Raw genomic sequence first — 19408 nt, 5'->3', positions numbered from 1 at the left:
TTTGCCGCCGTCGGCGCCAGCGCCTCGGGCAACGTCTTGATCCACCTCGCGCGGCACGCGAGGAATGTCGTGCCAGCTGCGGCGGCGCTAACCGGCGACGGCCCGGCCGCCCTCGTCGAAGCGATGCAGCTTGCCGGCCTGCGGCGCGAGGCCGACGGTGTCGCCATAGTTCAGTCCCACCTCGCCGCCGGCACGCACGGTCAGCGGGCCGATGCCGTCCACCTGCACCTTGAGGAAGGTGTCGGAGCCGAGATGCTCGGCGAGGCCGACCACCCCCTTCCACGGACCGTCGGCGGCGAGGACGATATGCTCGGGCCGCACGCCGATCGTATGGACGCCATGTTTCGCGGCTTCCGCCCCGGCGATGAAGTTCATCTTCGGCGAGCCGATGAAGCCGGCGACGAACAGATTGGCCGGGCTCTTGTAGAGCTCTAGCGGCGAGCCGACCTGCTCGATGCGCCCGGCATTGAGCACCACGATCTTGTCGGCCATGGTCATGGCTTCGACCTGGTCGTGGGTGACGTAGACCATCGTGGTCTTCAGCGAGCGGTGCAGCTCGGAAATCTCCTGCCGCATCGAGACGCGCAGCGCCGCGTCGAGATTGGACAGCGGCTCGTCGAACAGGAAGGCCGAAGGCTCGCGCACGATGGCGCGGCCGATGGCGACGCGCTGGCGCTGGCCGCCGGACAGCTGGCCCGGCCGGCGGTCGAGATAGGGGGTGAGGTTGAGCACCTTCGCCGCCGCCTCGACCTTACGCGCCTGCTCGTCTTGCGGCATGCCGGCCATGCGCAGCGGGAAGGCGATGTTCTTGCGCACGCTCATATGCGGGTAGAGCGCGTAGCTCTGGAACACCATGGCGAGCCCGCGCCGAGCCGGCGGCAGGCGGGTGGCGTCGTGCCCGTCGATGGAGATGGTGCCCGACGACGTGTCCTCCAGCCCGGCGATGAGCCGCAGCAGGGTGGACTTGCCGCAGCCGGACGGGCCGACGAACACCGCGAACTCGCCATCGTCGATGGTGAGGTCGATCCCCTGGATGATGGAGACGCCGCCGAACGACTTCTTGACCTCGGAAAGAACGATCTCGCCCATGGCAGTCTCCTATTTCACGGCGCCGAAGGTGAGGCCGCGCACCAGTTGCTTCTGGCTGAACCAGCCGAGGATCAGGATCGGCGCGATGGCCATGGTGCTGGCGGCGGACAGTTTCGCGTAGAACAGCCCTTCGGGGCTCGAATAGCTGGCGATGAAGGCGGTCAGCGGCGCCGAGTTGGCGGCGGTGAGGTTCAGCGTCCAGAAGCTCTCGTTCCAGGCGAGGATGACGTTGAGCAGCAGCGTCGAGGCAATGCCCGGCACCGCCATCGGGGTCAGCACGTAGAGGATCTCCGAGCCCAGCGACGCGCCGTCCATGCGGGCCGCTTCCAGGATCTCGCCGGGGATCTCCTTGAAGTAGGTGTAGAGCATCCACACGATGATCGGCAGGTTGACCAGCGTCAGCACGATGACGAGGCCGGTCTTGCTGTCGAGCAGGCCGGTGTCGCGCGCCAGCAGGTAGATCGGCACCAGCACGCCCACCGCCGGCATCATCTTGGTGGACAGCATCCACATCAGCAGGTCCTTGGTCCGCTTGCCCGGCACGAAGGCCATCGACCAGGCGGCGGGAATGGCGATGAGGAGCCCGATCAGCGTCGAGCCGAGCGCGATCACAACCGAGTTCCAGAAATGCGCGAGGTAGTCGGAGCGCTCATTGACCGTGTGGTAGTTCTCCAGCGTCCAGTCGAAGAACAGGAAGGACGGGTGGGCGTTGATCGCCTCGCCCTCGGTCTTGAAGGAGGTCAGCACCGTCCACAGGATCGGGAAGAAGATGACCAGCCCGACGCCCCAGGCCAGCGCGGTGACGGCGGCCTTGCGGCCGGTGGAGACGTTGCGTGCCATCTCAAGCCTCCAGGTTCTTGCCGATCATCCGCATCAGGAAGATCGCGACGATGTTGGCGAGGATGACGGCGACGATGCCGCCCGCGGAGCCGAGCCCGACGTCGAATTGCAGCATGGACTGCATGTAGACGAGGAAGGTCAGCGTGGTGGAAGCGGTGCCCGGCCCGCCATTGGTGGTGACGAGGATCTCGGCGAACACCGACAGCAGGAAGATGGTCTGGATCAGCACCACCACGGTGGTCGCCCGCGTCAGATGCGGCACGGTGAGGTGCAGGAAGCGCCAGAACGGGCCGGCGCCGTCCATCTCCGCCGCCTCCATCTGCTCGCGGTCGAGGCTCTGCATCGCGGTGAGCAGGATGAGCGTGGCGAAGGGCAGCCATTGCCAGGCGACGATGACGATGATCGAGGCGAGCGGCGCGTCGGCGAAGAAGTCGAAGGGCTCGAGGCCGAGCCCGCGGGCGAAGGCGGCGAACAGCCCGTTCACCGGGTTCATCAGCATGTTCTTCCACACCAGCGCCGAGACGCTGGGCATGACGAAGAACGGCGCGATGACGAGGACGCGGACGATCCCCTGCCCCCACATCGGCTGGTCGAGCAGCACCGCCAGCGCCACCCCGCCGATCACCGTGATGAACAGCACGCCCAGCACCAGCGTCAGCGTGTTGGCCAGCGCCGGCCAGAACGCCGGATCGGTGAAGAAATAGACGTAGTTCTCGAAGCCAGTGAACGCCTCCGTCCCCGGCATCAGCAGGTTGAAGCGCAGGAAGGAGAAATAGATGGTCATGCCGAGCGGCACGATCATCCAGAGGAACAGCAGCAGCACCGCCGGGGAGAGCATCAGCCGGCTTGCGGTCTGCGAGGCTTGCGTCGCCATGGGTGGGCTCCCGGCGTGAGCAGGCGGCCGGCGGCATCCGCCGCGCCTGCGAGGCAAGGGTGAGGCACAGGTGAGGCTGCGAAGCGGGTGGCGGGCGGCGCGGGAGAAGCGCCGCCCGGCCTGCGGCGCCCGCTATTTGGGATAGCCGGCGCGGGTCATCTCGCGGGACGTCAGCGCCTGCGAGGCGGCCAGCGCCTGGTCGGCGGTCGCCTTGCCGGCGAGCGCCGCCGAGAATTGCTGGCCGACCGCGGTGCCGATCGCCTGGAACTCGGGGATCGCCACGAACTGGCCGCCGGTATAGGGCACCGGCTGCTCGGACGGCTTCTGGGTGTTCGCCGCTTCGATGGCCTTCAGCGTCATCGGCGCGAAGGGCGCGGCCTTCAGATAGGCCTCGTTCTTGTAGAGCGAGGTGCGGGTGCCCGGCGGCACGTTGGCGATGCCCTCCTTCTCCGCCACCAGCTTGGTGTAGGCCGGCGAGGTCGCCCAGGCGACGAAGGTCTTGGCGGCATCCGCCTTGGTGGTGCTGGCGGGAATGGCGAGGTTCCACGACCACAGCCAGTTGCCGTGGTTCGAGCCACCCGCGCGGGTCGGCGCCGGGGCGAAGCTAACCTTGTCGGCGACCTTGGATTCCTTCGGGTCGGAGATGAAGGAGGCCGCGACGGTGGCGTCGATCCACATGCCGCATTTGCCAGTCTGGAACAGCGCGAGGTTCTCGTTGAAGCCGTTTGACGACGAGCCGGGCGGGCCGTAGCTGGTCATCAGCTTCAGATAGGCGTCGAGGGTCTTCTTCCATTCCGGCTTGTCGAATTGCGGCTTCCACTGCATGTCGAACCAGGCGCCGCCCATGGAATTGTTCATCGAGGTGAGGAACGCCATGTTCTCGCCCCAGCCGGCCTTGCCGCGCAGGCAGATGCCGTACACGCCGGCCGCCTTGTCGGTCATCTTGGCCGCCGCGTCGGTGATGAAGCCCCAGTCGGGGTTCTCCGGCATCTTCAGCCCGGCCTTCTCCAGAAGGTCGGTGCGATACATCAGCATCGAGCTCTCGGCATAGAACGGCGCCGCATACAGCTTGCCGCCCACGGTGAGCGCCGCCGCCACCTGCGGCAGCAGGTCGGCCTGGTCGTAGTCGGCGCCGAGATTGTCGAGCGGCAGCAGCCAGTTCTGCTTGGCCCAGATCGGCACCTCGTAATTGCCGATCGTCAGCACGTCGTATTGGCCGCCCTTGGAGGCGATGTCGGTGGTGACGCGCTGGCGCAGCACGTTCTCCTCCAGCGTCACCCAGTTGACCTTGATGTCGGGATGCTTGGCGTTGAAGTCGGATGTGAGCCGCTGCATGCGGATCATGTCGCCATTGTTCACCGTGGCGACGGTGATGGTGGTCTGCGCCGAGACGGCGCTGGTGGCGGCAAGCAGCAGCGACGCGCCCATAAGGGCGCGGGCGGTGACGTTCATGGCTTTCCTCCCTGGCGATTTGAGCAATTCATCGCCTTGTGGGCAAATATTCACCCGAGATGACGCGTCGTCAATTCCCATGCTGTGCTGCACCTGCGAGACGCAGGCTCCCTTCTCCCGGCCGGAGGGAGCTCAACGCGTGGAAATGCGGGGATTCAACGCCGCCGGCCCCGCGCCGGTTGCCAGGCGCGGCGACACGTTGGCGTGACGCGGGAATCGCTGGAAGCCGCCTGAGCGGCGGGAGCCTCAGACGGCCAGCACGCCGCGCGCGGTGGGCTCGTCGGTGATCAGGCCATTGAGGATGCCCGAGCGCAGCGCCGCCGCGATGGCCGAAATCTTCGACGGGCCGGCGGCCACGCCGATGACCGGCCGGTCGGGCCGGGCGGCCGGCGCCTGCATGCCGCCGAAGCGCTGGTTGATCGCGAGATCGAGATAGCGGCCCTCGACATCGAAGATACGACCGGCGACCTCGCCGACCGCCCCGGCCGCCTGCACCTCGTGCAGCTCCGACGGCTTGAGGAAGCCGTCGGTCAACAGCGGCGCGTCGTCGCTCATCTGGCCGACGCCGACGAAGATGACGTCCGCCGCGCGCGCCAGCTCGCGCACCTTGCGCACCGGGCCGAGCGACTGGAAGGTGGCGTTCTCCTCGGCGGTGTCGGAAATCACCGGCACCGGCATCGGGTAGTGCGGCGCATGCACCTTCTCCGCCATCCGCATGATGACGTCGAAATAGGAGGCCGAGCCGTCCGGCGCGATATTGCCGATCAGCGACACCAGCCGATGCTGCGGCGCCTCGATCGCGCTGAGCGCCTCCGCCATGCCACGCATGGCGCGGCCGGTGCCGAGCGCGATGACCAGTGGCTCGGGCTGGCGCAATACCCGCTCCATCTCTGCCGCCGCCGCCGGCGCGATGGCGCGCACCGGGTCGCGGTCGGCGCCCAGCCCGGGCATGACCCGGCAGCGCACCAGCCGGAAACGCTCGCGTAGCGCGGTCTCCAGCTCCTGGCAGCTCGCCAGGTGATGGTTCAGCCGCACATGGATGAGGCCGGCGGCCACCGCCCGGCTCACCAGCCGCTGGGCGCGCTGGCGCGAGACCCCCATCTCGGCGGCGATCTGGTCCTGCGTCAGGCCGCCAATGTAGTAGAGCCAGGCGGCGCGGGCGGCCTGGTCGTCGGCGGAGGCATCGAGCTCGGTGGGAAGGTTCATGCGGGATTGGCCCGATCGGCAGACATGAGGGCGGGCGACCGGAAGAGGTCCGGCAGCGCCGCCCGCAATTCGGTGAAACTGGCGTAGCTCCGTTCAGGGCGGAGATCGTCCGGCAGGACAGCCGCCCTGAGGGCCAGATGGCTACCGCCGGTAAAATGCCATACCCGCATGCCGGCTGCCACGCCCGCCTGAAGGCCAGCGACGCTGTCCTCCACCACGACGCAGGCGGCCGGCTCGGCGCCCATGCGGGCGGCGGCATGCAGGAAAAGGTCAGGTGCCGGCTTGCCGCGCGACACCTCGCTCGCGGTGAAGGCGCGGCCGGCGAAGAAGTGATCGAGCCGCGCGATCCGCAGCGACGCGGCAAGCCGCATCGGCGTCGATGAGGTGGCGAGGCAATAGGGAATGTCGAGCGTCTCCAGCGTCTCTACGGCGCCGGGCATCGGCGAGAGCGCGCCTTCGAAGACGGCGATCAGCCGCGCGCGATACTCCGCCTCGAAGCTCGCCGGCAGCACGACGCCGAACCGTTCGCGCACCTCGGCCAGGATCACCTGGTAGGCCCGGCCGATGAAGTGGCGCGCCACGAACTCCATGTCGACGGCGACGCCGTGACAGGCCAGCTCGTCGATGAGCGCGCGCGCGCTGAGCACCTCGCTGTCGATCAGCACGCCATCGCAATCGAAGATGATGAGACCGGGACGCATATCGAGCGATCTAATCCGCCGCGGGCCTGCCGTCCAGCAAAGGTAACTTCCTGCGGCAGCTCAATCCGACAATACGGGGGTCGTCACCACTTGTAGCGCAGCCCGGTGAGCGCAGTGCCCGAGGTGAAGTCGCCGTTGAACTTCACGTTGGCATTCACGAAGCCGTTCCAGCCGCTCGTCTTGGCGAACCAGTTCAAATTACCGCCGATCTCACCGAAGGCTCCATCGAAATCGTCCGACACGCTGAACGGGAGGCCGGTATTGAGGAGAGTGACGCGATTGTCACCGTCAAACTCGTACCACAGGCGCCCGACGGCCGAAGCCTCCATCCAGTAGGCATCGGTTTCGTAAAGCCGGCCGCCTACCCGCGCACCGATAGCGCCGCGCAGACTTTCGCCATCGTGGAACTGCACGGTGTTGCCGGAAAGGCCGACGAGGTCGTCGATGCCGGTGCTCACATAGGCGAGCGTGGCCACCGGCTCGACGAACAGCTTGTCGGTCCAGGCGATGCGATAGCCGGTGTCGAGCACGAAACCCAGCGAGGTAGCGTCGGTGCTCTCACCGGTATAGCCGACATCGCCCAGCGTCGGCGCGCTATAGTCGAGATCGAGGATATCGGCCTTGAACAGCGCGTCGAGGAAGAAGCCGCCGTTCAGATAGGTGGCGTAGACGCCGACCGTGCCGCCGGAATAGTCGGCCGAGGTCGGTGACCCGTCGAAATCGAGCGACGAGGTGACGTAGCCGCCCATCACGCCGAAAATCCAGGCCGAACTGTCGGTGGTCTTACCGAAATCGGCGCCGGCGATGAAGCCGTAAGTATCCTGGCTATAGGACGTGTCGAAGCCGTATTGGTTGCCGAGCGCGCCATAGCTTGCGGAATTGTCACGCGACATCCAGCTGCCGACCGCCTTGGCCCACACGCCGGGCGTGACCCCGGGGGCGGCCGCGGGCGGCGCTTTGGTAACGAGCCCCTGTTCCTTGGTGACGACCGGCGTGCCCGGAGAGGGTGGCGCCGGGTTCGTGAGATAGGAGCGCAAATCGGCCTGCCGGTCGAGCCAGAGACCGGCCGTCTCATGCCAGACGGTCTGCGCGCCGGTGATAAGCGAGGGAAGCTCGAACGCCTCCTGATCCGGCACGCCGACGAGATACTGCCCGGTGCCGCCACCGGCGACCGGCGCCACGGCGAGGTCGTAGATGAACAGGCCCTTGTCGATGACGCCGCCGAACTTGTCGGCATAGTTGGCCGAGGTCGGATCGATGACGAAATTCGAGGCATCCGTCGTCCCGTTGCGGACACTAACCACCAGGATGCCCTCCGGGTTGAAGCCACCCGGGCCGGTATTGAGGTCGTTGATCCGGATCTTGGTCGTCCCTGTCGTGGCGGCACCCGCCACGGGATTGCCGTTCATATCGAGCCCGCCGATTTGAAGCTGGTCGGACGTCGCACCCGGCCCGCCAAGCCAGGCATCGACGCCGAGCGTGCTGTTGCCCGTGCCGGCGAAGATGCCGCTGGTATAGGTGACATCGCGGGAAGCGTCGAAGGCGCGCGCACCCGGCGTCTCGTCGATCATCGTCAGCAAGCCAGCGCCGGCGCCCGCCGGATCGCCATTGGTAAAGCTCTCCAGCGACAGGAAGCTCGTCTGCTCGGCGACGTCACCTTGCAGGGCCGCGACGATGCGGCCCGGGTTGGTCAGCGCATCGGCGCCGCCGCCGAAGCTGCTCGTGCCGGTGACGATCCAGCTGGTCGAGCTGAGATTGGCCAGGCTGTCGGTATTGTCGGTGAGGCCGATGCGCCCGACGAGCGTGCCCGCATTGCTGATCGTGGTGGCGCCGCCATCCGTGTCGAGCACGATACGGCTCGCGGCGGTCACGACATCGTTGTTCGCCGACGTGCTGCCGTCGAAAGCCCAGGGCGTCACCAGCGCACCCGCCCCGATGGAGATCGTCGTCGCATCGTCGCTGGCGACCGAGATCACCGCCATGTTCCAGGACTGACCCGAGCCGGAAACAGTGGCTCCCTGCTCCAGCGTCACCGTTGCGCTGTCCGCATTGATGATACGGATCGCCGATCCAATGCCCGCCGCGCCGGAATCGCCGCGCACGACGCTGTTCTGGCTGACGGTCACGCCGACATCGTCCCAGCTGCCGGCGCTGATCGCATCCGTTCCCGCGCGGATCACGCTGCCGAAGCCGGTAGCGACGGTCGCCTCATTACCGCCGCCGCCGATATTGCTATAGGCCGAAATGCCGGTGCCCCCGGCGACAATGCGCGAGGAATCGCCGGTGATCACCACCGCATTGCCGGACCCGCCCGACAGCTTGGTCGCCGCTATGCCGGTATTGGTAGCGGCAATCGTCGTGCCTGTTCCGGTAACGACGATCGCGTCGCCCGACTGTCCCTCGCCATAGGCCGTCACGCCGTCCGCTGCAGTGATGTCGCCCAGCACCAGCACGCCAATATCGCCGGCACCGGAAGTCTTCGCCGCACTGATGCCGATCCCGCCGGCGACGATGCTCGCGAGGTTCACCGCCGAGACATTGCCGTCGCCATCCGTCTGTTCGAGGACAATGCCATTGCCACCGGCGGTGATGGCGCTGCCGGCACGGACCACCACCGCATCGGCGCCATTGCCGTTGCTGGCCAGCTTGTTGACGGCAATGCCGTCGCCACCAGCCGTAAGGGTGCCAGATGGGCCAGTGGTCACCGAGACGAGACCGTCGCCACCGGCGTTCACCACCAGAATGCCGTCATCGCCCGCCGTGAAACTGGAAAGCCCGCCGACGGGCCCATTCGCCTGGACGGTGGTATCACCGTCGCCGATCTTGAGAGCCAGCACGCCGACGCCATCGGAGCGGACCGAACCACCCTCCCCGATCGTGACGGCGACGGCCCCCGACCCGATATTGGCCCCGACAAGGCCGATCGATTGCGCCTGCACATTGGCATTGGCGGTCAGCGTCGCCGCGCCGGAACCGAGCGTGACGGCGGCAGCCCCGACCTGCGGCGGGTCGATGACACCATTCACGGTGAGCGTCGCGTTGCCACCGCCCGTGGCCAGCGCCAACGCACCGACATAGCCGTCATCGGCGACCGAGATCTTGCCGCTCGTGGTGACCTTGACATCACCGCCGGTGTTGAAGCCGACCACACCAGCGAGCCCGGCCGAGACCGGGCCGGACGTGGTCACGCTCACCGTGCCGCCCGCGCCGACGACACCGCCGAGCACGCCGATGCCGGACATCGATGCGACCGGGCCGCTGGCTGCGACATCGACATCGGTACCGTCGCCAAGGCCGAGGCCGGCAACACCGAATCCCTCGGTCGCAGATGCCGCGCCCGTCGCCTCGACCGACAAGGTGGACCGACTGCCGACGACCAGCCCGCCCACACCGAGATAGCGTCCCGCCGTGCTGCCGGCACCGATGACCTCGACGGCGGTTTCGTCGCCCAGCCCGATGCCCAGCACGCCGAGGCCGTTCACGGACTCCACCGCACCCAGCGTCTCGATGGCCAGGGTGCTGTCGCTGCCGGCCACGATGCCGCCGACCCCGAGAATGCCGCCGTTCACCGCCGCCTCGACGATGATGGTGACGTCGTTCTCCGACGTGCCGAGCACGCCGCCGAACACGCCAATCCCGTCCTCGGACGATACCGTTCCGGAACTGTAGAGATGCACCATGCTGTCGCTGCCGAACGCCAGCGCGCCGACGCCAAGATACCGGCCGGAGATCGCCCCCAGCGTCGTCACATCGACCGTCGTCTCGTCGCCAAAGGCGAGGCCGGCGACGCCGAGGCCGTCGGACGAGGACACCGTACCCGACGCTTCGATGGACAGAGAGGCGCCGGTGCCCAGCACAAGGCCACCAATGCCGAGATAGCGCCCCTCGACCGTGCCGTCGCTGACGATCCCGGCCGCCATGTTCGTGCCGATACCCAGCGCGGCGACGCCGAAGCCGTCGTCAGCGGTAACGGTACCATAGGTCGTGAGAGTGAGATCACCCTCCTCGCCGATCACCGCGCCGCCAACGCCGAGCAGATCGCCGGTAACGGGGCCGGAGGTCTCGACCGTCACCCGCGCATCGTCGCCGAGGGCAAAGCCGAGCACGCCGCCCGCGGTGCCCGTCACCTCTCCGGCCCGCACGTCGACCGAGCCGGCCGCGCCGCTCGCGATCGCCCCCGCGACGATGCCGAAGCCGGCGCCGCCGATGACCTGGCCGCCGGTCGTGTCCACGGCGACCTCGTTGCCGCCATTACCGATGCCAAGCGCGAGAATTCCGGTACCGCTGACGCCGGTCACTGTGCCGCTGGTGACGACATCGACGCTGGCTCCGCCGGCTCCCGCCGTCCAGGCCAGCGGATCGACCGGATCGAGCCCCCCGACATCGCCACCGATACTACCGGCGACCGCAACGATGCCGAACTGATCGCCGGTGATGTCGGCGCTGCCCGTCACCTGCGTCGCCGCATGGCCCTCGCCGCCAGTCAGCGAGCCGGCCAGCGAACCTGCGAGGATGCCAATGCCGGAGGTACCGGTCACCGACGCGCCATCGGCCCTCACCGTGGTCGACGCGTCGAGATCGAGCCCGGCGGACAGCGCAAAGATGCCGTCGTCGCCGCCGAGCAGCACCGCCCCGTCGCGCGTCGTCACCGACGTCGTTCCTCCCGAGCCGAGGAGGCCGAGCGAGGTGGCGCTGACGGCCTGGCCGACCGCGCCGGTCACCGATCCGCCTTCGACCTCCACTGTCGCCCCGCCGCCCAGCGTGTCGACACGGATACCGCTGGCGCCGCCAAGCACGAGGGTGCCGCGCGTGGTAACCGACGTCGTGACGCCATCGACGGCGATGCCGTCACCGGCAACGCCGGTAACCGAGCCCCCGGTGAGGTCGACGGTGGAGACGGCGGCGGCGATGTCGATGCCGTCATCGGCACCCCGAAAGCTGGTGCCGGTACCGGTGAGGCTGGCGGTCGCCGCGACGATGCTAATCGCATCGCCGCCACCGCCGATGATGGTCCCAGCGCCGGTGGTCACCGTCGACGAGCCGGCAACGATGTCGATGCCGGTGCCCGCGGTCGAGGTGACGTCGCCGGCACCGGAATAATTGCCGACGAACAACGTATCGATGTCGACGGCATTGACGGTACCCGAGGCGAAATCATTGCTGATCTGGCCCTCATTGGTGACGCTGCCCAGCGAGCCGACGCCGCGCCCGGTGACGGCGACGCCCGCCCCGACATTGGCCGGCGCCACGAGGCAGGTGCGCCCCCCGAGGCCGAAGATCAGCTCATTCGTCGCGCCGCTGGAAAAATTGCAGGCGGCGCGGGCCGGAGAAGCCAGGAGAAATGCCGCAGCGGAAAAGGTCGCGGCCAGGGTGGTTACGCTTGCGGTGGAACGCAGAAGGCTGGCTCGGCGGCGGCAGAACCGGCTAACCGGCTCGCTTTTCCTTTGAACCCCGTAAATATCCCGAGCCCCGAAACCCACTTTCTTCTCCCCGCCTCGCCCGCCAAACCGAATCGCCGGACAATCCTGCACTAAGCGAGGGAATTTATTCGAGAACTACATGCAAATTTCGAAAGATCTGCCGCCGCATTCGACCGCACATCGGCGTGAGCGATCGTCAGTTGCGAGCCCGCGACGCTGACGCGGGTCGCCCGTGAATTGGTTCGCCCGTCGACTGGAGAGCCCGGACCTCGCTCCCAACGTGCGTTACGCGCCAGTGCATGGACGAGGGCGCTAAGCCCTCGGCAACGCTGCAGCCTGCCAAGCGCTAGCCCTTCTTGGCCATCAGGAACACCACGCGGTGGACGCGGAGCCCCATACCCCCTCGCCTGCCTTTCGTGAAAAGCCGTTGAGTGTGGCCACTGGATGAGAGCCGAGGTCGCCTGGCCCTCCGGCACCTTGTGGCGCCCCTGCCCTGAAAGGTCTACTCCCCTGCCGACGGCAGCGGCCCAGATATTTCTGGCCAATCAAGCGTCAATTCGTAATAACACCGCCATGCCGCCGGCGCCTTCCCCAAGGGACAATCAATGATAGACCCGTTCGCTCTGATCTCCGGCTTCCTCATCCTCTGCATCTCGGGGGCGATCGCCTTTCTGATCCGAAAGATTGTTCCTGCCGCGCTGCTCATCGCGGCCTTGGCGATACTGGCTGCGGTCGCCGCCGTGCGCTTCGGTCAGTTCGAGGAATTTGCGCCGCTCCTCGTCATCTACGTGAATGGCGGGCTCATGGGCGGCCTGGGCGGCTTCCTGTTCGCCAAGAAAGCCGCCGAGCCGGGCTGAGGAATACCCCTCCGGCGTGCCGTAGCCTCGCCCATCGGAAAGGATGCCCTCCCGGAAGCCTTGGCGCCCGCCCGTCAATGCCGGGCTACCGCGCACCGAGCATTTTGAGCGCCACGTTCTCGAGATGAATGCGCATGTGCCGCTCGGCATTGGCCGGATTCCGGTCCGAGATGGCCATCACGATATTCTCATGCTCTCTGAATTCGCTACGCTCCGGCTGCGGTCCGTCTGGATCCGCCCGGAACCGCCCCCATGCGACAGCGCGCCGGACAGTATTCAGCGTATCGAACATGACAAGAAGCAGCGGATTGCGGGCCGATTCCGCAATGGCCCTGTGCAAGCGATTGTCCCAGTGCTCGGCGCGGCGCCACGAACTGGCTTCCTTACCCCGTGAAAGACATACACGCATCTCGGAGATGTTTGCCGAGGTCGCATTCGTAGCGGCCTCACGCGCCATCATCGGCTCGAACAGTATCCGCGCCCGCATGACTTCCGCCGGACTGGTCAGGTGCGCCAGATTGACGACCTCCATCGGCCCCTCCGCCTGTCGGGGACCGATGAAAGTACCCTTCCCCACATGCCGCCAGACCTGGCCATCGGCTTCCGCGATCGCGAGCGCCTTGCGCAACTCGCCGCGTGAAACGCCCAGCAAATCGCACAACTCGCGCTCCGGTGGAAGGCGCTGATTGGCAACCAATTGGGATTGGGCAAGAAAAGCCTGCAACTGGGTAAAGGCTGCCAGCTCCCTACCGGACTGAATTTCGGCGGCACCTGCCACGTCCGCAGATTCCATCGCTCTCCTCGTGTCGAAGCGTGCGGACCAATCGACATAAAGGGTGATGGCGAGTGGGAGATGCCGTGTCAAGCGCAAAAAATGCGTCGCAGCGGAGAATGGCGCTTGCAAACCAATTTATAATCGGTCCTTAATTGGTCAAACGATTGGTTAAGCGCGATGCGGATTGCTCCGGGCCACTTTCAGAGGGCGCGAGGGCCTCTCATCAAGCCCTGGTCGTCCGGATTTCCGCGGCTGCGCCCGCCGCGAAACCAATAATATCGCCTGCAATGCGCCGGTCGCGCGCATCATTTCAACGTGTATGGGAGACCTCCATGATTGTCGGCATCGATCACATCGAGATCATCGTTCGCGATGTGAAAGAATACGTCGAGTTTTATCAGAAGCTCGGCTTCAAGCTCCTCAATTGGACCGATCACCATGGGGGGTCGGCCGAACTTCAGCTTCCGGGCGACAACCAGCCGATCTTCGAAATTCATCAGCTACTGACCGAAGAGAACCCCGGGATCAATCACATCTCCTTCAAGGTGCGGGACATCGACGACACCCACGCCGATCTGGTGAACAAGGGGATCAGCTTCTACCGCGACGTGCACCCCTCCCCGTCCACCGGGCGCAAGAACGCTCTGCTGCGCGATCCCGACGGCTGGCGCCTGCAGCTGAGCGACGAGAAGCGGGTCGAGCACACCCAGCACGAGACGATCTGAGCGCCGTCGCCGGCGACCTGCTGACGCGGAGGAGCCAAGGCCCCTCCGCCCCCTGAACCGCCGCTTGCCGAAATGAGGGAGTCGTGTCCGAAGACGTCCTAAGTATCCGCAACCTTCACACCCATTTTCGTACCGAAGACGGCGTGGTGAAGTCGGTTCGCGGCGTCGACCTCGACATCGGTCCCGGCGAGGTCGTCGGGCTGGTCGGGGAATCCGGCTCGGGGAAAAGCGTGACGGCGCATTCCATCATGCGCCTCATTCCATCCTCCGGCCGCATCGTGCAGGGCGAGATCCTGTTCGAGGGCGAAGATCTCGCCCACGCCTCGGTGCGGCAGATGCAGAAGGTGCGGGGCAACCGCATCGCCATGATCTTCCAGGAGCCGATGACCTCGCTCAATCCGGTGCTGCGCATCGGCGAGCAGGTTGCCGACGTGCTGCGCCTGCATCGGGGTCTGTCGAAAGCACAGGCGCTGGACGAAGCGAAGAACCTTCTCGGCCGCGTCGGCATTCCCGACCCGCAGGCGCGGCTCGCCAATTTTCCTCATGAGCTGAGCGGCGGCCAACGTCAGCGCGTGATGATCGCTACCGCCCTCGCCTGCCGCCCGAAACTCATCATCGCCGACGAGCCCACCACAGCGCTCGACGTCACCATTCAGGCGCAGATTCTCGATCTGCTGATCGATCTCAAGCACGACGTCGGTTGCTCCGTGCTGCTGATCACCCACGATCTCGGCGTCATCTCGGAGACCGCCGACCGCGTTGCGGTGATGTATGCCGGCCAGATCGTCGAGTTCGCCGAGGTCGCCGCGCTGTTCGACGAACCGCTGCATCCCTACACGCTCGGCCTGATGCGCTCGGTGCCGAAGCTCGACGAGGATCTGCCGGAGGATCGCCTGCTGCCGGTGATCGGCGGCGTGGTCCCCAATCTCGCGGAACTTCCCGACGGGTGCGCCTTCCAAACCCGCTGCCCGCATGTGCAGCCGCGTTGCCGGATAGAGGAACCGCCGCTGCGCGAAGCCCGTCCGGCTCACAAGGTCAGGTGCTGGCTCCATGATGCATGATCCCGTCCCCCTGCCGACCACCCTTCATCCGGAGATCGCCAACGAGGCACCCGGCGACGCGACGCCCCTGCTGCGCCTCGTCGATGTGCGGAAATATTTTCCCGGACGCCGTGCCTTCCTGCGCTCCGACATGGTGGCGGTGAAGGCGGTAGACGGCGTGTCTCTGTCGGTTCGCCGCGGCGAAACCCTAGGATTGGTTGGCGAGTCGGGTTGCGGCAAGAGCACGCTCGGACGCTGCATCCTGCATCTCGAGCCGCCAACCGCCGGCCAGGTACTGTTCGACGGACAGGATCTGGCGACGCTCTCGGCCGAGGAGATGCGCCGCCGCCGCCGCGAGATGCAGATCGTCTTCCAGGATCCCTATTCGGCGCTCAACCCGCGCAAGACGGTCGGCTCCATCCTGACCGAGGCCTACCGCATCCACGGCCTCTACATGCCGGCCGAACGGATGGACAAGGCGCGCGCCCTGCTCGACATGGTCGGGCTGCGCACCGAGCACATCCACCGCTACCCGCATGAATTCAGCGGCGGCCAGCGCCAGCGCATCTGCATCGCGCGCGCCATCGCGCTCGATCCCAAACTGATCGTCGCCGACGAGGCGGTCTCCGCCCTTGATGTCTCCGTGCAGGCCCAGGTGCTGAACCTGATGGTGACGCTGCAGAAGCGCCTGGGGCTCACCTATGTGTTCATCTCCCACGACTTGCGGGTGGTGCGGCACATCAGCGACCGAGTTGGGGTCATGTATCTCGGCCGCCTCGTGGAACTGAGCGACACGGCCTCGCTCTATCGGCGTCCGCTGCATCCCTATTCGGAAGCTCTGCTTTCAGCCCTGCCGCGCCTTGGCCCGCGCACCGGCGCTACGCGCATCGTGCTCAAAGGCGACATGCCCTCGCCAATAAACCCGCCCAGCGGCTGCGCCTTCCATCCGCGCTGCCCGCAGCGGCGCGACCGCTGCGCGGTCGAGACCCCTGAACTGCGCGAGCATGCGCCCGGCCGGCTGGCTGCCTGCCATTATCCGCTTCTCGACGTACCTTCCGCTCAGGACAGTGCGCTCCCCAGCGACATCTCCAAACACAACAACAACTTCCAGAGAACAGGGTTGGCTCCATGAAATCCATGATGATGGAAAGCTTGCGACGTGGCGCTCTCGGCGCCTGCATCGCTCTCGTCTCACTGGCTCTGTTCGCCGCCCCGGGCTCGGCGGCACCGCCCGGCGGCAAGGATGGCGGCACTATGGTGGTTGCCCTGCCGGGCGATCCGCCAGTGATCAATTCGGCGATCACCACCGATATCTCGTCCAGTAACATCTCCGGGCAGGTCTACAGCACGCTCGTCCGCCTCGACGCCAATGGCAAGGTGCTGCCGTCGCTCGCCAAGTCCTGGGACATCTCGCCGGACGGGCTGACCTACACGTTCCATCTTTATGAAGGCATCAAATGGCACGACGGCGCGCCGTTCACCGCCGAGGATGTCGCGTGGGGCCTGTGGAACGTCAACAAGAAGTATAACGGCCCATCCTCCGGCCTGCTGGCACCCGTGGAGGAAATCGTCGCCGTCGACCCCAATACCGTGGTGTTCAAGCTGAAATACCCCTCGCCGCCGCTGCTGCGCGGGCTCGCCTATTTCAACTCGTCGACCATCGTGCCCAAGCATGTCTTCGACAACGGCCAGGACCCGCGGAACAACCCCGCCAACCTGAAGCCGATCGGCACCGGCCCCTTCGTGTTCAAGGAATACAAGAAGGGCAGCCACATCATTCTGGAGAAGAACCCCAACTACCATCTCGCGGGCCTGCCCTATCTGGACCGCGTGGTGTTCCAGATCATCCCGAACGAGGGCGCGCGCTCCATCGCGCTGGAGAAGGGCGACATCGACTTCATCCCCTATTACGCCATGCCGCTCGGGCAGACCGAGGGGCTGCGCAAGAACGACAAGCTGGTCGTGACCTTCGCCAAGCGGATGATCGCCGGCGAGTACATGGCGTTCCTCAACACCCGCGAGGGTCCGCTCGCCAAGAAGGAGGTGCGCCAGGCGCTCTACTACGCGATGAACCGCAAGGCCATGCTCGACAAGGCCGGCTTCGGCTACGGCAAGGTGGCGGTCGGCCCGGTCTCCTCCGAGCAGCCGATCTTCTACACCCAGGACGTGCGGCAGTACGATTACGACCCCGCCCTCGCCAACAAGATGCTGGACGAGGCCGGCTTCCCGCGCGGCACCGACGGCAAGCGCTTCAAGCTGCGCGTCAGCTTCGACGTCAAGGAAGGCCCGATGGACGACGTGGCGCGGCTGATGCGCCTGAACTTCGCCGCCGTCGGCGTCGACCTCGAGATCATGGGCATGGACAGCGGCGCCTGGCGCGACACCGCCTTCAAGGACTGGAACTTCGACATCACCATGGGCAGCTTCTCGACCGGCCCGGACCCGGCGGTCGGCGTCGAGCGCATCTATGTCTGCCGCAACATCGAGCGGCTGATGGCCCGCAACGCCTCCGGCTACTGTAACCCGGCCCTCGACGAGATCTTCGACAAGGCCGGCCGCGAGGGTGACGAAGCCAAGCGCGTCGACCTCTATCGCCAGGCGCAGAAGATCCTGGTCGAGGACGCTCCGCACTGGTGGCTGTGGGACCGCTACTACCCGATCGCCTTCAGCGCGAAGATCGACGGGCTGCTCGAGGATCCGACCGGCTACGGCGCCTTCGACGTCGTCTACTGGAAGAACTGAACCGCCGACGCTGGCGGGCGCGGAACCTCCGCGCCCGCCCTATCGCTTCGCCCTTCCGTTCCCCGGAGAACCGCCATGCTGATGAAACGTCGTTCGCTCTTGATGGCCGCCGCGCTCTGCGCCCTCGGCTCCACCGCCGCCTTCTCAGAGGGCAAGCCGATCCGCACCTTCGTGGTCGGCATCCCCGGCGATGTCGCGGTGATCAACTCGACTATCACCACCGACATCTCGTCGAGCATCGTCGGTGGGCAGGTCTACAGCACCGTCGTTCGTCTCGACAAGGACGGCAACGTCGTCCCGTCGCTGGCGAAATCATGGGAGATCGCGCCCGACGGCCTCACCTATACCTTCCACTTCTATGACGACATCAAGTGGCACGACGGCGTGCCCTTCACCGCCGAGGACGTCGCCTGGAGCCTGTGGAACGTCAACAAGAAGTATAACGGTCCGGCGGCGGGCCTGCTGGAGGCGGTGGAATCGATCACCGCAACCGACAAGACGACGGCGGTGTTCAAGCTGAAATACCCCTACCCGCCGCTGCTACGCGGCCTCGCCTATTTCAATTCGTCGACTATCGTCTCCAAGCACATTTTCGATGACGGCCAGGATCCGCGGAAGAACCCGTCCAACCTGAAGCCGGTCGGCACCGGGCCCTTCCTGTTCAAGGAATACAAGAAGGGCAGCTACATCACGCTGGAGAAGAACCCCGCCTATCACGTCGAGGGGCAGCCGCATATCGAGCGGCTGGTGTTCCAGATCATCCCCAATGAAGCCTCGCGCGGCCTCGCTATCGAGAAGGGCGACATCGACTTCATCACCTACAACTCGATGCCGCTCGGCGAGGTCGACCGCCTGAAGCAGGCGAAGAACGTCACCGTCGCCTTCCAGAAGCGGGTGATCGCTGGCCAGTACCAGGCGTTCCTCAACACCCGCAAGGGTCCGCTCGCCAAGAAGGAAGTGCGCCAGGCGCTCTATTACGCGATGGACCGCAACGCCATGCTGGAAAAGGCCGGCTTCGGCTTCGGCAAGGTCTCGAGGGGCGGGCCGATCTCCTCCGAGCAGCCGATCTTCTACACCGAGAAGGTCCGGCAATATGATTTCGATCCCGCCCTCGCCAACAAGATGCTGGACGAAGCCGGCTTCCCACGTGGCGCCGACGGCAAGAGGTTCCCGCTGCGCGTCAGCTACTCGCTGGCGGAAGGCCCGCTGAACGACGTGGCACGACTGATGCGCTCCAATTTCGCCGCGGTCGGCGTCGAACTGATCGACCAGGGCATGGACGCCGGCGCCTGGCGCGACAGCGCCTTCGTCAAATGGGACTTCGACATCACCATGGGCTCGTTCGCCAGTGGCCCGGATCCGGCGATCGGCGCCCAGACCTTCTTCCTGTGCTCGCGCATCGAGCCGCTGTTCGGTCGCAACGCCTCGGGCTACTGCAATCCCAAGGTCGACGAGTTGCTGAATACCGCCGCTCAGGAACTCGACGAGGCCAAGCGGGTGCAACTCTATCATCAGGCCGCCGCCCTCATCACCGAGGACGTGCCGCATTGGTGGCTGTGGGACCGCTACTATCCCATCGCCTTCAACGCCAATGTGGTCGGCATCACCGACGACGTGACGGGCTATGGCACGCTTGACCAGATTTCCGCGAAATGACCGCGGCAGTTCCGGCGCCGGACGGGAGTAG

Annotated in this window: 14 protein-coding genes; 6 read left to right on the top strand and 8 right to left on the bottom strand. The window is 66.2% G+C overall.

Features of this window, described 5'->3' with window-relative positions; all coding sequences use genetic code 11:
- Positions 1 to 87: 87 nt before the first annotated feature.
- The 7 genes from LGR54_RS21835 to LGR54_RS26135 all read right to left on the bottom strand — a co-directional run bounded on the left by LGR54_RS21835 (position 88) and on the right by LGR54_RS26135 (position 11411).
- Positions 88 to 1089, bottom strand: coding sequence for an ABC transporter ATP-binding protein (locus LGR54_RS21835; RefSeq protein ID WP_230364066.1), 1002 nt, complete (start codon positions 1087 to 1089; stop codon positions 88 to 90).
- 9 nt (positions 1090 to 1098) lie between these two features.
- The gene (locus LGR54_RS21830; RefSeq protein WP_230364065.1) at positions 1099 to 1929 is read right to left on the bottom strand and encodes a carbohydrate ABC transporter permease; all 831 of its coding nucleotides are present in this window, start codon (positions 1927 to 1929) and stop codon (positions 1099 to 1101) included.
- Position 1930: 1 nt separating this feature from the next.
- Positions 1931 to 2803 (bottom strand): carbohydrate ABC transporter permease, encoded by an 873-nt coding sequence (locus LGR54_RS21825; RefSeq protein ID WP_230364064.1) that lies wholly within the window; start codon positions 2801 to 2803, stop codon positions 1931 to 1933.
- 132 nt (positions 2804 to 2935) lie between these two features.
- Positions 2936 to 4255 carry a sugar ABC transporter substrate-binding protein gene (locus LGR54_RS21820; RefSeq protein WP_370638258.1) on the bottom strand — a complete coding sequence of 440 codons (1320 nt, stop codon included), beginning with the start codon at positions 4253 to 4255 and terminating at the stop codon, positions 2936 to 2938.
- Positions 4256 to 4501: 246 nt separating this feature from the next.
- On the bottom strand, positions 4502 to 5461 hold the full coding sequence (locus LGR54_RS21815) for a sugar-binding transcriptional regulator (RefSeq protein WP_230364063.1): 960 nt from the start codon (positions 5459 to 5461) through the stop codon (positions 4502 to 4504).
- Complete coding sequence (locus tag LGR54_RS21810; protein ID WP_230364062.1) at positions 5458 to 6162, bottom strand: HAD family phosphatase; 705 nt, start codon at positions 6160 to 6162, stop codon at positions 5458 to 5460. Before LGR54_RS21810 ends, LGR54_RS21815 begins: the two co-directional genes overlap by 4 nt.
- Before the next feature lie 83 nt (positions 6163 to 6245).
- On the bottom strand, positions 6246 to 11411 hold the full coding sequence (locus LGR54_RS26135) for an autotransporter outer membrane beta-barrel domain-containing protein (RefSeq protein ID WP_230364061.1): 5166 nt from the start codon (positions 11409 to 11411) through the stop codon (positions 6246 to 6248).
- 776 nt (positions 11412 to 12187) lie between these two features.
- On the opposite strand from LGR54_RS26135, the gene LGR54_RS21800 reads away from it, so the two are divergent.
- Positions 12188 to 12439, top strand: a complete 252-nt coding sequence (locus LGR54_RS21800) for a hypothetical protein (protein WP_230364060.1) — start codon at positions 12188 to 12190, stop codon at positions 12437 to 12439.
- Positions 12440 to 12524: 85 nt separating this feature from the next.
- On the opposite strand, the gene LGR54_RS21795 is transcribed toward LGR54_RS21800, so the two are convergent.
- Entirely contained in the window at positions 12525 to 13232 is a 708-nt protein-coding gene (locus tag LGR54_RS21795) for a FadR/GntR family transcriptional regulator (RefSeq protein WP_230364059.1), read from the bottom strand.
- A 314-nt stretch (positions 13233 to 13546) separates the two neighbouring features.
- On the opposite strand from LGR54_RS21795, the gene LGR54_RS21790 reads away from it, so the two are divergent.
- From LGR54_RS21790 to LGR54_RS21770, 5 genes are all read left to right on the top strand, one after another.
- On the top strand, positions 13547 to 13939 hold the full coding sequence (locus LGR54_RS21790; RefSeq protein ID WP_230364058.1) for a VOC family protein: 393 nt from the start codon (positions 13547 to 13549) through the stop codon (positions 13937 to 13939).
- An 83-nt stretch (positions 13940 to 14022) separates the two neighbouring features.
- Entirely contained in the window at positions 14023 to 15000 is a 978-nt protein-coding gene (locus tag LGR54_RS21785) for an ABC transporter ATP-binding protein (RefSeq protein ID WP_230364057.1), read from the top strand.
- Entirely contained in the window at positions 14990 to 16111 is a 1122-nt protein-coding gene (locus tag LGR54_RS21780) for an ABC transporter ATP-binding protein (RefSeq protein ID WP_304512007.1), read from the top strand. The genes LGR54_RS21785 and LGR54_RS21780 overlap by 11 nt, the downstream gene beginning before the upstream one ends.
- The gene (locus LGR54_RS21775) at positions 16108 to 17721 is read left to right on the top strand and encodes an ABC transporter substrate-binding protein (RefSeq protein ID WP_230364056.1); all 1614 of its coding nucleotides are present in this window, start codon (positions 16108 to 16110) and stop codon (positions 17719 to 17721) included. The genes LGR54_RS21780 and LGR54_RS21775 overlap by 4 nt, the downstream gene beginning before the upstream one ends.
- A gap of 75 nt (positions 17722 to 17796) precedes the next feature.
- On the top strand, positions 17797 to 19377 hold the full coding sequence (locus tag LGR54_RS21770; RefSeq protein WP_230364055.1) for an ABC transporter substrate-binding protein: 1581 nt from the start codon (positions 17797 to 17799) through the stop codon (positions 19375 to 19377).
- The last annotated feature ends 31 nt before the right edge of the window (positions 19378 to 19408 follow it).

Origin of the sequence: Ancylobacter sp. Lp-2 (assembly GCF_020523795.1) — a bacterium.
GTDB lineage: Bacteria > Pseudomonadota > Alphaproteobacteria > Rhizobiales > Xanthobacteraceae > Ancylobacter.
The sequence above is the reverse complement of the archived record's forward strand: the minus strand, read 5'-3'. Positions and strand labels throughout refer to the sequence as shown.

Coding starts and splice junctions, on each gene's coding strand:
- LGR54_RS21835 (WP_230364066.1), bottom strand. CDS start 1,089: ATGGGCGAGATCGTTCTTTCCGAGGTCAAGAAGTCGTTCGGCGGCGTC.
- LGR54_RS21830 (WP_230364065.1), bottom strand. CDS start 1,929: ATGGCACGCAACGTCTCCACCGGCCGCAAGGCCGCCGTCACCGCGCTG.
- LGR54_RS21825 (WP_230364064.1), bottom strand. CDS start 2,803: ATGGCGACGCAAGCCTCGCAGACCGCAAGCCGGCTGATGCTCTCCCCG.
- LGR54_RS21820 (WP_370638258.1), bottom strand. CDS start 4,255: ATGAACGTCACCGCCCGCGCCCTTATGGGCGCGTCGCTGCTGCTTGCC.
- LGR54_RS21815 (WP_230364063.1), bottom strand. CDS start 5,461: ATGAACCTTCCCACCGAGCTCGATGCCTCCGCCGACGACCAGGCCGCC.
- LGR54_RS21810 (WP_230364062.1), bottom strand. CDS start 6,162: ATGCGTCCCGGTCTCATCATCTTCGATTGCGATGGCGTGCTGATCGAC.
- LGR54_RS21800 (WP_230364060.1), top strand. CDS start 12,188: ATGATAGACCCGTTCGCTCTGATCTCCGGCTTCCTCATCCTCTGCATC.
- LGR54_RS21795 (WP_230364059.1), bottom strand. CDS start 13,232: ATGGAATCTGCGGACGTGGCAGGTGCCGCCGAAATTCAGTCCGGTAGG.
- LGR54_RS21790 (WP_230364058.1), top strand. CDS start 13,547: ATGATTGTCGGCATCGATCACATCGAGATCATCGTTCGCGATGTGAAA.
- LGR54_RS21780 (WP_304512007.1), top strand. CDS start 14,990: ATGATGCATGATCCCGTCCCCCTGCCGACCACCCTTCATCCGGAGATC.
- LGR54_RS21775 (WP_230364056.1), top strand. CDS start 16,108: ATGAAATCCATGATGATGGAAAGCTTGCGACGTGGCGCTCTCGGCGCC.
- LGR54_RS21770 (WP_230364055.1), top strand. CDS start 17,797: ATGCTGATGAAACGTCGTTCGCTCTTGATGGCCGCCGCGCTCTGCGCC.